This is a genomic window from Pasteuria penetrans (assembly GCF_900538055.1).
Classification (GTDB): Bacteria; Bacillota; Bacilli; order Thermoactinomycetales; family Thermoactinomycetaceae; genus Pasteuria; species Pasteuria penetrans.
In genome coordinates this window covers 1,738,231-1,753,100 of the sequence record NZ_UZAC03000001.1, presented here as the reverse complement: position 1 = coordinate 1,753,100, position 14,870 = coordinate 1,738,231, and the positions used below count along the sequence as shown (strand labels likewise).

11 protein-coding genes are annotated in these 14,870 nt (G+C 45.6%); 4 read left to right on the top strand and 7 right to left on the bottom strand.

Going from position 1 to position 14,870, the window contains the following annotated elements; all coding sequences use genetic code 11:
- Positions 1 to 511: 511 nt before the first annotated feature.
- The 3 genes from PPRES148_RS07140 to PPRES148_RS07130 all read left to right on the top strand — a co-directional run bounded on the left by PPRES148_RS07140 (position 512) and on the right by PPRES148_RS07130 (position 6,609).
- Positions 512 to 988 carry a hypothetical protein gene (locus PPRES148_RS07140; RefSeq protein WP_149453852.1) on the top strand — a complete coding sequence of 159 codons (477 nt, stop codon included), beginning with the start codon at positions 512 to 514 and terminating at the stop codon, positions 986 to 988.
- 820 nt (positions 989 to 1,808) lie between these two features.
- Positions 1,809 to 2,123: a hypothetical protein gene (locus PPRES148_RS07135; RefSeq protein ID WP_149453851.1), complete on the top strand. Its 315-nt coding sequence runs from the start codon at positions 1,809 to 1,811 to the stop codon at positions 2,121 to 2,123.
- Between the two features lie 202 nt (positions 2,124 to 2,325).
- A complete protein-coding gene (locus tag PPRES148_RS07130) occupies positions 2,326 to 6,609 on the top strand; it encodes a PolC-type DNA polymerase III (RefSeq protein ID WP_149453850.1) in 4,284 nt (1,427 codons plus the stop codon).
- A gap of 156 nt (positions 6,610 to 6,765) precedes the next feature.
- Here the strand turns inward: PPRES148_RS07130 and PPRES148_RS07125 are convergent, their stop codons facing one another.
- From PPRES148_RS07125 to PPRES148_RS07115, 3 genes are all read right to left on the bottom strand, one after another.
- Positions 6,766 to 7,056, bottom strand: a complete 291-nt coding sequence (locus PPRES148_RS07125; RefSeq protein WP_149453849.1) for a hypothetical protein — start codon at positions 7,054 to 7,056, stop codon at positions 6,766 to 6,768.
- Positions 7,057 to 7,311: 255 nt separating this feature from the next.
- The gene (locus PPRES148_RS07120; protein WP_149453848.1) at positions 7,312 to 7,491 is read right to left on the bottom strand and encodes a hypothetical protein; all 180 of its coding nucleotides are present in this window, start codon (positions 7,489 to 7,491) and stop codon (positions 7,312 to 7,314) included.
- Between the two features lie 3 nt (positions 7,492 to 7,494).
- Complete coding sequence (locus tag PPRES148_RS07115; RefSeq protein WP_149453847.1) at positions 7,495 to 8,934, bottom strand: hypothetical protein; 1,440 nt, start codon at positions 8,932 to 8,934, stop codon at positions 7,495 to 7,497.
- Between the two features lie 765 nt (positions 8,935 to 9,699).
- Between PPRES148_RS07115 and PPRES148_RS07110 the strand changes: the two genes are divergently transcribed.
- A complete protein-coding gene (locus PPRES148_RS07110; protein WP_149453846.1) occupies positions 9,700 to 10,401 on the top strand; it encodes a hypothetical protein in 702 nt (233 codons plus the stop codon).
- Between the two features lie 1,094 nt (positions 10,402 to 11,495).
- Here PPRES148_RS07110 and PPRES148_RS07105 read toward each other — a convergent pair.
- The 4 genes from PPRES148_RS07105 to PPRES148_RS07090 all read right to left on the bottom strand — a co-directional run bounded on the left by PPRES148_RS07105 (position 11,496) and on the right by PPRES148_RS07090 (position 14,583).
- Positions 11,496 to 12,155 carry a hypothetical protein gene (locus PPRES148_RS07105; protein ID WP_149453845.1) on the bottom strand — a complete coding sequence of 220 codons (660 nt, stop codon included), beginning with the start codon at positions 12,153 to 12,155 and terminating at the stop codon, positions 11,496 to 11,498.
- A gap of 839 nt (positions 12,156 to 12,994) precedes the next feature.
- On the bottom strand, positions 12,995 to 13,351 hold the full coding sequence (locus PPRES148_RS07100; protein WP_149453844.1) for a reverse transcriptase domain-containing protein: 357 nt from the start codon (positions 13,349 to 13,351) through the stop codon (positions 12,995 to 12,997).
- Positions 13,352 to 14,125: 774 nt separating this feature from the next.
- Positions 14,126 to 14,326, bottom strand: a complete 201-nt coding sequence (locus PPRES148_RS07095; protein WP_149453843.1) for a hypothetical protein — start codon at positions 14,324 to 14,326, stop codon at positions 14,126 to 14,128.
- A 17-nt stretch (positions 14,327 to 14,343) separates the two neighbouring features.
- Positions 14,344 to 14,583, bottom strand: coding sequence for a hypothetical protein (locus tag PPRES148_RS07090; RefSeq protein WP_149453842.1), 240 nt, complete (start codon positions 14,581 to 14,583; stop codon positions 14,344 to 14,346).
- Positions 14,584 to 14,870: the final 287 nt, after the last annotated feature.

The window sequence follows — 14,870 nt, the reverse complement described above, 5'->3', positions numbered from 1 at the left end:
TCGAATAACGGTCCTCTTCTACCCTCACTATTCACCCAAAACAGAGGAAAAGAAGGGATCAGGGAACGGCATAAACCACGAAGATTGGGAAAAAAGCATAGATAATAGTGAACCATGTATGGTTCTGGTACGGTTAAAAAGGTTCACAATTGTTTCCTGAGATCCGAATAAAATGGGAAGTGGGCTCTTACGGATTCATAAAAATAACTACATAACTTTTATAAAATCATACTATCTATAGAAGCTTGGTTCCCCAGTTATGGTTAGGCTACCAATATTTATAATAATATTATGAATATATAAACTAAATAAGATGTGACTCTCTCTCCCTATGTACATTCAAAATAACTTCTATATATTATCTTAAAAATACTCTCAAAGAAACTTGAAGACCATCTGTTACTCCTATACCATCCTCTTTATACCCACATACAAAAAGGAGATTGATAACAGATGGTCCCAAGGCATTGTACCATGGAACCGTTGAACTTGGAAGGGGTGAAGGAATGGATTGAATACTTCGCGGACAAGTGGTACTGGTGTTCCACCAAGGAAGAAATTAAACTTGCAATCCCTTGCGAGTATTACAGGCAATATTCTTCATTGTACAAGGAAACATATGCTGATTACCATAATCCTGGAGTTCATTAAAGAGACCTTTAGATGGGCAGACAGGGAATGGATCGAACGTATTCCTCGGAAGGGACTATTTTTTGGAGCTCTGGAAGGGAAGAAAGAAAAACCCCTTATAGGTAGAAAGACATTATATGACGGCAGGAAACGGTTGTTGGCATACGAGGAAAAAGCAAGATGCAATATTACACAGGGTTCCTTTCGGCACTTCACCACCTTCCAAAAGTCAATAGTAGGTATGATATCCACCTGCCGTAGAATGGATAGCACGCTAATCAACAGCAACATAAGGAAATTAACACGTAATGAAATGATCTATCTGGTAGCCAAAAAATGTGGTTTGTATCTCGGCTGAACTCCTGATTCCCCTCCCCACGGAGTGGAAGGTCTTTCTGGAAAAGGGGTGCAAATTCACAGACATCGATAGTCGGCAATCATTGGGCCATCAGCCCCCTCTCCCCCCAAAAAGGAGGGGTAACAACAAAGGATCATAGGATTGCAAAGCTAATTGGGGTTTGCTTGGCTATAAGGAACCGCCTCTCCAAATATGACCAAAATAGGAAGAAGAACAAAATGGACATAACAATATCAAATCAGGATACTTTCTCCTTGGTAAAATCTTCAATGTCCGCTTACGCCAACCATGAAATCGGGGGCAGCATTCTTTATATATAAATTCATATTACATAATATAGACAAACAATATAAAATAAAAATACAATTATTAATATTATTGGGAAAAGGAGATTGTTTGCCCCCCTCTTGGAATCAGAAAGGAATCAGAAAATCCTGGAATTACACCCAAAACCATGAATTGGGGACAAATACTACCTATCCAGCAATCTCCCATACGCATACTATAAAGAGTACACGTTGAGACTAGATAAAAGGTCTATGGATCGACCTCTATCAGGGTGGTGAAATACCTAATGCGGGACTCACAACAATGCCACTGCCCCCCCCTTTCCCAAGTTTGTTGCTCGAAGATCGTATTCCCAAGAAAATGCCCCTGCCATTGCTGTAACCGATGTTGCTGTAATCATTGCCACGATTGTTGTACCTGTTGCAATTGTTGCGAATTCCATTGTCCGAAACCCTGTTCTTCCCCCACACCTGCCCCCACTGCTTCTAGTCTCCTGGAAGCCACCTTCTCCCCCTCCTCGACGGGACAAATTATGACCCTATGCACTATCGACAATATCAGCGGTTCCGCTATCACCCTCCCCGCCCTACCTACTACAACTGTGATCCTAACATCGGGACACAGCTACATGGGTACCTTCACAGGATGCAATTGCGATTCGGAATCTGCCACTGTGTCTGTAGAGATACTCCTCAACGGTGAGGAAGCAAGAAAATTTACCACATCAGCCACAGGAAACGTATCCTTCCCCTTCTCTATAACCGTACCCTCTGGTTCACCTGGCGTTCTTCAATTCAGAAATATGGGAATCAAAGGAATCAATTTTTTGCTCATTCTTCTCCCCTGATGCCCCACAACTGAGCTAGGAATGGGAAAACACAAAGAGGCACTCAATCCAAAATATTGAAAGTGCCTTTTTATTTTTATAAAAATTATTATATACTAAACTAATTCATACCATCATTGAGGCCATTCAGCTTCCTATGATACCATGAACACGGAAATCATAAACGGTTTCAGAAAAAATCCCCAGAAGGAGGAGACAATGGATGAACCCCCTCCCCCCCTCTAACCACGATAAGAAAATGAACACCCCACAGACACGTGACGACACACCGAGGAAAGCCTGGGAAAAATTGTGTGATACCATCGATTTATCGGCCGCTTGGCGGTCCCAGTGGAAAAATACTCTCCTACGTCATATCTACGTTCACCCCAAATACCCGGCATGGACCCTAGAAATCCTCGCCCCCAAGACCATAGATCAAAGCATGCAGAAGGCCCTCCAAGAGAAAATAAGCGATCGTTTTCGCAAGGAGGGCATCGAAGTTACCCTCACATTTTCCCCCCTTTCCTCCTCCACTAAGAAACCCAATGAAACGAATGAAACGAATGAAACAAATGAAACAAATGAAACGAATGAAACAAATGAAACGAATGAAACGAATGAAACGAATGAAACGAATGAAACGAAGGCACCACCCCAATCTGACTCCAACGATTCACCCTCCTTCCCTGCATCCTGTCCCAAGGAACCCCTTCTGGAATCTACCCCATCACAGTCCCCCTATCCCGATCCCCCCCCTCTACATAATGGCCAATCGAACGTCTTCATGCCCTCCCCCAACGAAGAAACATTCCCTCACGACCACAACAAACCCCATCCCCCTGTACCCCCCCAGAAAAAGCAGGGGAAGCAAACAAATACTCTCCCCCTAGATCAATTGCCCAATGAGGGACCTGTTACCGTCCTAGGAAAGGTATTTAAGAAGGAAATCAAAGACCTGCGGAACGGACAAAAACTGATCATTGTATGGATCACAGACCATACCAGTTCTCTCATCTGCAAGACCTTCCTACGCACCAAGGAGGTAACCAAGCACTGGTCCTCGGTCCAGGAAAATGAATGGCTCAAACTACAGGGCACTATGCAGGTGGACAACTACATGAAGGAATACATCCTAATGGTTCAGCAAGGGAAAATCATTCCTGCAAAAGATATACGCGAAGACACCGCCCCCATCCGTCGCATCGAATTACATGCACATACCTCCATGTCCACCATGGACGGCGTTATGGAAGCACATCATCTCATCGAAAGAGCGGCCTCCTGGGGACATACAGCCGTTGCCATCACAGACCATGGCAGTGTACAAGCCTTTCCTGAAGCTGTAGAGGCAGCGAAACGTGCGGGTATCCGCGCCATTCTGGGTATGGAGGCCTACGTAGTGGACGATGGCATCCCGGTAATCATAAATCCAGGGGACGCCCCCATAGCTTCGTCCACTTACGTCGTTGTCGACGTCGAAACAACGGGCCTGACAGCTAGCCATGACACCATCATTGAATTGGCCGCGATACGATACAAAGAAGGTAAGATCATCGATCGCTTTCAATCCTTTGTCAACCCACAACATCCCCTGGGAAAAACCGTAACAGAATTAACCAACATCAACGACGATATGGTCCGGGACGCTCCTTGCCTAAAAGACATTCTTCCACAATTTCTCCAATTTCTGCGGGAGGATCCTTTCGTAGCGCACAACGCCCGCTTTGATGCAGCCTTTCTCCGGGAAGCCGCCCGCCGGTTGGGATTGCCTCCCTTGCAAAATCCCATCCTTGACACCGTTGAGCTTGCTCGCCGTGTCCTACCCCAACTGAAAAACCATCGCCTCCACACCCTAACCGATCACCTACGCATACCGCTGGAACGACACCACAGGGCCATCTATGATGCGGAGGCCACGGCCCATGTACTAGGTCACTTACTCACAACGACCCAAAAAGAACATGGTAGTCACCAGCTACTCGATCTCAATTCCATTCCACGCACCGATTTTCGCAAAATACGTCCTTTCCATGTCACCCTACTTGTGGCCCAACCCCAGGGTCTGCGGAACCTTTACCAATTGGTCTCCGACTCCCATACGCTTCACTTCCATGGCGTTCCCCGCATCCCGAAGAGTGAACTCACGAAACATCGTGCAGGTCTACTCATTGGATCCGGTTGCGAAAAAGGCGAACTCCACGAAGCAGCCCTCCATCGAACAAGGGAGGAAGCGGAGGAAATTGCCCATTTTTACGACTATTTAGAAATCCAACCCCCTGATTCTCTATCCCATTTATTGCAAAAAGGCGTTATCCATTCCGAGGAACAACTCCATGCTACCCATCGCCTCATAATCGACCTCGGGAAAACACTGCAGAAACCTGTCGTAGCCACAGGTAACGCTCACTACCTCGATCAGGAGGAGGCTATTTTCCGCGACATCGTTGTTGGAAATCAAATGGGTTTCCGGGTCAACCTCCCCCTACCCCCCGCCCATTTCCGTACCACCGGGGAAATGCTATCCGCTTTTGCACACCTCGATCGGGAAGTTGCGCAACAGGTTGTTGTCGAAGGACCTCATACCATCGCCGCGAGAATCGAGGAAATCACTCTCTTCCCTGAGGGTACCGCAACACCCAAAATGGAGGGCGCCGAGGAAAAACTGCAACAGCTTTGCTATACCCAGGCGCATACTTGGTACGGTAACCCCCTACCTAAAATCGTATCTCAACGTCTACAACATGAACTTCACAGTATCATTCGAAACAAATTTGCTGTTATTTATATTCTCTCGCAAAAATTGGTCCAAAAATCCCTGGATGACGGTTACTTGGTAGGTTCACGTGGTTCCGTGGGTTCCTCCCTTGTAGCCACCCTAAGCGGCATCACAGAGGTAAATCCGTTACCCCCACACTGGCGCTGCCAGAGCTGCCAATACAGCGAATTCGTTGTGGATGGTTCCTATGAATCGGGTTTTGACCTGCCAGACCGTGCCTGCCCCACTTGTCAACATCCTCTACAAAAGGATGGCCAACAAATACCCTTCGAAACCTTCCTAGGCTTCGAGGGCGACAAAACGCCTGACATCGATCTCAACTTTGGCTCCGACTATCAGCCCCGTGCTCACGCCTATGCAGAGGAACTCCTCGGTAAAGATCATATTTACCGAGCTGGCACCATTGCACGGGTGAAATCTAAGACAGCCTATGGATTTGTAAAAAAATACGAGGAACAACAGGGACTGGCCCTCCGTACGGCTGATGTTGAGCGACTTGTTCAAGGATGCACGGATATCAAAAGAACAACAGGACAACATCCTGGTGGACTGATAGTAATCCCACAAGACATGGATGTACATTCCTTTACACCCATTCAATACCCTGCTGATGACCGTAAATCGGGCGTACGAACCACGCATTTTGATTACCATTCCATCAGTGGGAAGTTGCTAAAACTGGATATCTTGGGACATCAAGTCCCCACTACCATTCGTTTGTTGGAGGATTACACAGGGGTCAATCCCCTGCAGATTCCCCTGGCTGATCCCGATGTACTAGCTCTCTTCCAAGGAACAAAATCCCTAGGCATCCAACCAGATCAAATCGGTGGTGTAAAAACGGGAACCATCGGTGTCCCCGAGTTCGGCACACCCTTTGTCCGACAAATGTTGGAGGATACATGTCCCTCTACATTTGCTGAATTGATTCGTATTTCCGGACTCTCCCATGGCACGGATGTTTGGTCCGGTAACGCACAAGAACTAATTCGCGAAGGTACATGTACACTATCGGAGGCCATATGCACCCGCGATGACATTATGTCCTACCTGATGCGCCGGGGTTGCACGGCACAACTGGCATTTCAAATCATGGAAAAGGTACGCAAAGGCAAAGGGGTTACGAAACAAGAAGCCGCCCTCTTACGCCAACATCGCGTTCCTAATTGGTATATCGAGTCCTGTGATAAAATCAACTACATGTTCCCCCGTGCCCACGCAGCGGCCTATGTCATGATGGCTATGCGAATAGCCTGGTTTAAAGTGCATCACCCCTTAGCCTACTATGCTGTTCATTTTCGCCGACTGCTCCAGGATTTCGATTGGCAAACTATCTCTAAAGGGGAACATCATCTACGACGAGAATTAGTCAAACTCCAAACCCAGGGAAATAAAGCAACAGCCAAGGAAAAGGCGCAACAGTCCCTTTGGGAATCTGTTCTTGAATTCATGGCCCGAGGATTTTCCTTCGCACCTATGAACCTCTATTGTTCTGAGGAGAAAACGTTTGTCGCAGAGGAAAACAAACTCATTCCCCCGCTCATAGCCCTCCATGGTTTGGGAGAAAACGTGGCCGTGAACATTGTAAAAGCCCGTGAAGCCGGGGAATTCCTATCCATTGCCGATTTCCAGAAGCGCACGAGAGCCACGAGTGCAGTCGTGGAAGCATTACGAAACGCAGGTTGTCTGGATACCCTACCAGCTAGCAACCAGCTAGCGCTATTTTAATGATGGGACAAAGATTCACAAACCCATACTGAAAACCCCTCTATCTAGAAGATAAAAAAACCTAGGCAAGATTTGTCCCTCCCCAAGGGACCCTCTGCCCAGGTTTTTCCCATCTCTATCCACCGTTCCCCAACATAATAGTGCATAGAGTAAAACCTAACGAAATGATGAAAAATCCTCCGTATCCCCCGCATCGCACCAAACGGTATCCCCAAGGGGATACCTCCGCACCCCCTCCTCAACGATCTCCACGGGAGCCAGGTGATAAATGAATGAATGGCTATCACTATCCCTTCCCCACCATTCATCTCCCGGAACTTTACCCACATCCACGGATGGTCCTGAATACGATACACTAGCCGGTTTGAAATTGAAAAGATTCAGAGAAAGAGAAACCAAGGGAATAGTGAAAAAAGGAGCTATTTTCATTATTCTTTTACTCCACATAGGAAAATCCCCCTCTGGGGAAAGGATCCCATCCGGATCATTCATCTTATACCACAATCGTCGGATCAACAACTTGTACATCCTAATGAATACCTTTAATAGAATTATTATATTGATAAAATCACAAAACGAATGGGTTTCTTAGGGATTTTTCGGCTATACCGATTATAGGACTGTAATCTCCTTTCATTGTCGGATCAATCCGATATTTCAACCAAACCCTCTCACGTCATCTGAGCCCCTCCACACCCCTCTTTATGCATCGATCCCACCACCGATACTACTTATCAGCACTACCCCACTATTCTGTTTCTCTAGTTTCTTGTCCATCCATTGCTCCTTCGTTAGTTTGCAACCTAGACCTCTACGCGATCCCCCTCCGGAACCACAAAGTTGATCCCACTGTTGCCCCAGTTCCTGCCGTGTTAATCCCAATCACTACTGCTCATGCCCTCGCTGCTGTCCTTGCCGTTGCTGCTGCTGGTTCTGTTGTGCCCCCGACGAAGTAGATAGATTCGGATCCAATTGCCATGGTGGTCCCAATCGCTGCTGTCCTTGCCGTTGCTGCTGCTGGTTCTGTTGTGCCCCCGACGAAGTAGATGGATTCAGATCCAATTGCCGTGTTGGTCCCAATCGCCGCTGTCCTTGCCGTTGCTGCTGCTGGTTCTGTTGTGTCCCTTGTTGTTGCAGTTGCCATTGTTCCTCATATTTTTGCCGCTGCTGTTCGTACAGTTGGTTCCGTTGTTCCCACTGCTGTTCAAACAGTTGGTTCCGTTGTTCCCGTTGTTGCAATTGTCGCCGTTGCTGCTGCTCTTGTTCATCCAGTCGTTGCCATGATTGTTGTTGCCATCCTTCCCATTGTTGCCACTGTTGGTACCATGGTTGTTGCTGCAGTTGTTGTTGCTGCAGTATTTGCTCTTGTCGTTTCCCCAACCACCCACGGAGCGTACTAGGAGGTATGCTATTTTCACGAGCAAACTTACGCACACTGATCTTTTCGCCATTTTTGGAGGCATCAAGGTACTTATTTACAAGTTCTTCCATCTTTTCCTTATCATGTTCAATACGTTCTTTATGTTTCATCTGTTGTGTACCCGAGGTGGATGGATTCGGATCCAATTCCAGCTGATTACCATGATCTGCCGAACGTTGCTTATATTTCATCTGTTGTGTACCCGAAGTGGATGGATTCGGATCCAATTCCAGCTGATTACCATGATCTGCCGAACGTTGCTGTTGTTGCCTTTGTTGCAATTGTTCCTGTTGTTGTAGTTGTTGCTGTTGCCCCTGTTGCTCCTCCCCACGATAAGCCCTATCCCTGGCAACTCCCTCCCTCTGGATGGCCTGAGCCAACTGATCCTGTTCATTGGCAATCCCTTGCCCCTGTTGCTTCTCCCCACGATAAGCCCTATCCCTGGCAACTTCCTCCCTCTGGATGGCCTGAGTCAACTGATCCTGTTCATTGGCAATCCTTTGCCCCTCAGAACTACCATCCATAAGGGATCTACCATCCATAAGAGATCTACCATCCATAAGGGATCTACCATCCATAAGGGATCTACCATCCATAAGAGATCTATCATCCATAGCGGATTCGTACATTGTGGACGATGGGGATTCTGTCGAACTTGTTGATGCCCTAGAACTTCCCCTTTTTACACGAAACCTTGTTTCCCTAGGTTTACCACGTTCGAGATCGTTTTCCTTGTGTAACAATATATCCCCGCGTGAGGGCAACGAATATGGGGATGATAGATTCTGGATATCGGGCCAGGCCAGCCTCTTTGGGGGGGAAGCTGCAAATTTATGGGAAGGGCCCCATAATGTAGGAACGACAAAAAATATAGCAAACGCATATCCCTTATTTATTTTATTCATTTCTAATGTTATCTCCATATTTTAAAATATATTAAAAAATAAAATACAAATGAGGGTGGACAATTTTATTACTACCGTCCTGTGTAGGGTAAGAAAAGGAGGACACGTGGGAAAATATATTTTAGGGAGCCAAAGCACTCCGTGTTCGGCAGCATCCCGTTGTGGGTGTGAATTCTTGAAAGGTGGGATTTCCTCTCATTTTTGAAATTTCCGAAAACGTACACACTTGTTGCCGTCCTGTATTCCCCTAACGGTTGTCCCTGGGTTCGTCTGTAAATTTTCTGAACCTATTTTTGGTCGGGGCCCCGGGGGACCCTTTTTTGTCCTCCCTACGTCATTTGATAATCCACCTTTGGATCTATATTTTTTATTAATGTCGGTTCCGAAGAACCCATCTTCATACTTTCCGCATCTAACTCAACGCACCATTCTCCCCATTTCAGCAATGGATACAATAATTGAATTTATGTATCACGGACATGGATCTATAACATAACCTGCAAGTAACCGCGATACCTCACCATAAGGGATCCGCCGATACGAAAGGGGATTTCACGGAACCCTTCCCCATGAAGATCGCTTGGGATATTGGTTTCCCTCGTTCTCCTCGGGGGTTTTTAGTCTTACCCCGGGGATGAAATATGGATTCCACCCCCCTGGGGGGTGATCACAGGCCAAGGTGATCCGGAATTGGAAATAATGTTCCCGTGGGATTTTTGGTTGTATGTGGGGTAAGAAAAATCCTGTAGTTGGGAATGGGTGATTATGAATTTATTTTCCAAGAATTTCAAGAATAAAAATATACCTGAGTTATTTTTTCCACTAACCCTTGAGGACGCATGTAGATTTGACTCAGTTACGGGGAGGGATGATATAGAGACCCCCGCAGTTACCAATGAAAACACGAACGGCAAATCAACTGAAATAGTGGAGGGGGTAGCATTCTCCGAATGGGAGGTACCACCCAAGGGGGATGGGGAGTCCTCCTCACCCTCCGTCGAATGTCGTCAGGAAGAGGAATGTAATACGGGGGATCCATGGACGGAATGGATCGCTAATGAAGTGGAAGTGGAAATTGAGAATGTGGGCAGATCAGGATCAGAAACAGTAGGAAAGGTGATAATGGAGGGACCAACAGCAACCCAACGTATCCAATGGGGCGTACAAAAACAAGAGAAACCCGCTGTGCCCCTGTCATCCCCGGATTTTTTGACTGGTTCCAACCATTCCGAGGAACCCCAGGCTTTGCGGGAGAAGATCCTCTTTCAGCAAAAATTGGTTCATTATGTACGATTATGGTTACAAAAAGAACAACGCCATCTCCGATCCCTTCGCGAGGATATCGTTGTTCAACAAAAATTGATTGGGCGTGTGCAGTCCAGGTTCCGGACAGAACAACAACGCCTCCATGGTCTGCAAAAAAAAATACATGAGCAGGGTTGTTTCAACAATACGGGCAATGAATGAACCAATGGTACAAGATTTTGGGAGACGAGGTTGTTGGTTGCCATCCCAAGCCTGCGGTTTTCCCGGGAGGCCCTTTTTTTCCCCCCGCATCATCCGATGACCCGTTTTAGGGTCTATTTTTTATCCATCACCCCACCTTAATGCATGATAAAATATAAATCATAATTACAATGTGCATTCATCACCTAATAAGGTCATAGACCCGCCTCTTCCCTAGCTGCTTTACGACCTATGCTCTTACCATGACCACGCCAGGGTGATTGATTGGGCACCCCGTCGATTGATTCCGAAGACTTACCTTTCCAAAAAACCTACCCTCATCTTTTCTGCACCTACAGCTTAGCACACGATCCGTTGAACCCTTCTGTTCCCTAGCTCCATTCTCATCCATAGCAGGACTTCTTTTCTACTACGGAGGACCGATACCGATCCGCACCTGTACGCAACATAGATAACTACGATCCCCAACGGGTAGCCCACACACCCTGGACAACAGATCGCCGGGGAGGGTTGGCTGAGATTCCAGGCCCTACTCGACGACATGAACGGTTCTTTCCTATTGCGTTATCGAACGTTGTTTCACTCTCGTTGGGCTCCCTAAATCACCACCTGGCGAGAATTCTAGCCCCGCCTCTCCCAAAACCGCCCACCACTGGAGTATTTCCAGTAGCGTCAGGTAGGTGGAAGCCTGCTACCTACCAACCGATTCCGAAGGGCCAATCACAACTTTCATCGCTTATACAGCTTACAGCTTACTTGACACACGCCCGGTAGAATGCCCTGACATCATCCATCCATCTATACTATCTTTCCCGGCAGCTTAGGCCTCTTTTTTTATGCCCCCACGGATTCCCCGCCCCGGACGGACGTTGCCCCTGGATCGATGACACACCCGTCTGCACGATGGGTTCCCTTGTTTCATAGGGAAATGCCTAGGTCATGTGCAATTCCCTCCTATACTCCGTCCTGCCAGGCACAAGATGCACGCAAAACTTATATTGTGACATGCGATCCCTCCCAATCATCGTTGGCATCAACTACAATTTTCAATACGTAGAAATAAGTGTTTATCGTTCAATTCGATGTTAATTTTCTTATCTTTTTATGATATGTGTGCCGTTGATTTTATGGCAAATCAAAAAAAACAGGAAGGCGAAGATAGCGAACTCAAAAAAGATAAAACAGAGAACAAATGCCATAGGATACAGATGATCATCTCTTAGACAGTGACGACTAGGAACCACCACATAGGTGGGAACCTTCCCATTTTCCCCATACAACCGCGCACCTACGGCTATCGGGTACCTTTCCACATCGGTTTCTCCCGTTGTCCCCTCTGGTTGGAATGATAGTACCCATTGATCGCTGATTTCTTCCATAGACCGTAGAATACCTGTTACATCATTTTGATCGGATTTGGCATTAGGGATCTCTTTTTTGTCCCCATCATATCCATATAATTCCTCCACTTCCCCCCTATGGTTGAGATGGATACGAACCTTCTTCCCAAGGGGTACGGCCCTAGCGGGTAATCTCCTCGCCAACTTAAAGACACCAATACAGAGGGGAATACTTCTTAAAAGGTATAGGGTTCCCCTATATCGTTTAGAAAACATTTTTGAACCCAATCCTAAAGAAGCCTCGCATAGAAAAATACTACAAAAATAAGCAGCCATTATGCCACTAAGGGTAATACGCGAAAAGATAAGGGAAAATAAAAGGAAAAATCCGAGGAAGAGAAGTGCCAAGATCAAGAAGAAAACCCCGATTCCTGTAAATTCCCACCCTGCGGCCTGATGATCATCCCATATTGTTTTGGTTATTTCCATAAGCATGGGGTTATTTCCTTTCTATGTCCACCACGGATGAAGTTTTCCCAGGATTCTTTCCTCAGGGGTTTCCTGACTTCAATCATCCCATCTCCCGCCGTGGGGGCCCATTGCATTCTATGAGCGCTGTGGTAATGCTATATCAGGGATTCTTACCCCACTTTATTGTTGAATCACTACGAGGAATCATATTCAGAACCCAAAAATCCCCCCGTGTTCTAATCCGATGGAGAAACACCAATTTATTTAAGAACAGAAACAACCGTGAAGATAATGGAAAAAACCGAAAGAGACGGAAGATCCCAACGCAAAAAAGAGCATATATACTGTGTAGAGCTTCCTTATGACGATTGAGGACTCGTTTTTTTCTTATACTCCACGATACTCCCCAATAAAAAGATCTTACAAAAGTAATCAGTCATCCTATCACTGTTTAGGATACTATGGGGAATAGGACAGTACCTATAGTATAACCGATATAATAAAAATATCAAAATGTGATGATGAGGTTACAAACACAATTGGGTTACCCTATGGGGATATTCTTTTCGTAAATTCCTTCATGATTTCTACCGTTATCATTACCCCTTATTACTGCTCCCTATCCCACATGGACCCCGAATGTACACATGCGATTGCAACATTCCCATCCTGAGCTCACCAAGCAGATACTCAGCCTGATCCTTATTATGACAGCAATATATAATATCATCCATGTACCTCCCGAATGAAAATGAAATAGAGGGCTGATGGATTTTCATCCATCAGCCTTTTACACGATGCAAGAATAAATTGGCCAACAGTGGACTGATAACCCCACCTTGCGATGTACCCTCGGTCACTGATTGGCTCGTTCCATCCGGAATCTGAACAGACGCCTTTAGCCATCTTTCACAATAGAGAAGTATCGCTCTGTTCTCCGCAAAGAATTGAAGAACTCGCATAACCATGTCATGCGAAATAGGATCAAAGTACTCTTTGATATCGAAATCGATTCCCCGAGCAATGGATCCAACCGTTCTTTCGACAGGACTGTGGAGGGCCTGAATGGCCGATCTTCTCGAATGATACCCATAAGATGCAGCATGAAAATGGAGATATAGTTCTAGATAATATAATATTGTCTAAAAACATATAATTATAAAAAATTAAAATATTCATATTCCTTACTCGGAAACACAAGTATTTGTAAAATACATAAAAAATAAAAAATAGGATTTTGCCCATTCAGTACCCTAATCTAGTGTCACATTCTCCATGCCTCTCCCCGCCGTGCATTGTGTCCGTACGGGTTCTGATCCTATGTTGCCAAGTCCCCATTCCAAGGATAGGTTCCCGATACTCTTGTTTCGACATCAACTGCACCTCTCGATGCTTTCCCCAGAATAAAAAATAATATTATTAAATTTTTAAAAATAAATTAATAAAATAATATATAAATACATTCAATAATATTATAAACAGAATATATTAGCAAAGTAACATTAAATATAATTTATATAAATATTTAATATATACAATATATAAGATAATATTTTTATTTCCCTCTCCCCAACCACAGAAGACTCCTTATGATGCTTCCTATACCTCTTTCCCACTATCGATGTCCCAGAGGATCCTACAAACCCATTCTAAATTATGAAGTAAATTCCCTTTTCTTTTAAATCCCCTAATCGGGGGTCCCCCGTGCCCGCCCCGCAGTCGAATTGGGTAACAAGGAGAGAAGGGGGAACTGGTAGGGAGATCATCAGAAAACGACCACCGATTTTCTCGTATTCCACCTATTCATCCAACAATTTATAATTCCAGATCCCTACTATAAAAAAACAAGGGTCCACAAAAAACAACGAAAGGGTGTGTCCACAAATGTCTTGCTCTTGCCACGGTCATCATCATCACCATGGTCGACAATGCTTCTTTTCCTCCATCAGCAACTGTTGCCGTCCTGTTTGTGTTGCCCGTGTTTTAAGCTGCTGTGCCCGGGTACCCGTTAAGAAGTGCTGCTGCCACACAACAAAACCAAAACCCGTTAAAGAGTGCTGCTGTTGCCACACAACAAAACCAAAACCCGTTAAAGAGTGCTGCTGCTGCCACACAACAAAACCAAAACCCGTTAAAGAGTGCTGCTGTTGCTGCCCAATAAAACAAAAACATGTGAAAGAGTGCTGCTGTTGCTGCTGCCCAATAAAACAAAAACACGTGAAAGAGTGCTGCTGTTGCTGCCCAATAAAACCAACCGGCCCAGGAACACAACAAAACTATTCATCCGAACAAGACCTAGAACAAAACAACTCTTCCGAAAAAGACCTAGAACAAAATGACTCTTTACCCTGGGACGAAGAATAACTCTCAAAATGATACAGAAACAATGAATGCTACAGACCCGAAGGTAAACAAAAAAGTGCGGAGCTGCTATCTTTACTTCGATAAAAGCGCTCCATTCCTAAAAATACCATAGAACTACGTCAGTAGCCCCTCTTTTTTTTGAGAAATACCCCCCTTCCTCAGGAACCCCTACCTGCCCAGGTTACATTCATTCGGAGCTTGTGAATGTGGATCCTAAGAAATCGAAGAACATTACCTCATGATTCCCCGGCTGCATCCCAAATTTGACGTCGGGGCCCTGTAGGGGCCCTTTTT

Bases quoted from the DNA above. Each gene is read 5' to 3' on its own strand.
- PPRES148_RS07135 (WP_149453851.1), top strand. From the start codon at position 1,809: ATGACCCTATGCACTATCGACAATATCAGCGGTTCCGCTATCACCCTC.
- PPRES148_RS07130 (WP_149453850.1), top strand. From the start codon at position 2,326: ATGAACCCCCTCCCCCCCTCTAACCACGATAAGAAAATGAACACCCCA.
- PPRES148_RS07125 (WP_149453849.1), bottom strand. From the start codon at position 7,056: ATGTGGAGTAAAAGAATAATGAAAATAGCTCCTTTTTTCACTATTCCC.
- PPRES148_RS07115 (WP_149453847.1), bottom strand. From the start codon at position 8,934: ATGAATAAAATAAATAAGGGATATGCGTTTGCTATATTTTTTGTCGTT.
- PPRES148_RS07110 (WP_149453846.1), top strand. From the start codon at position 9,700: ATGAATTTATTTTCCAAGAATTTCAAGAATAAAAATATACCTGAGTTA.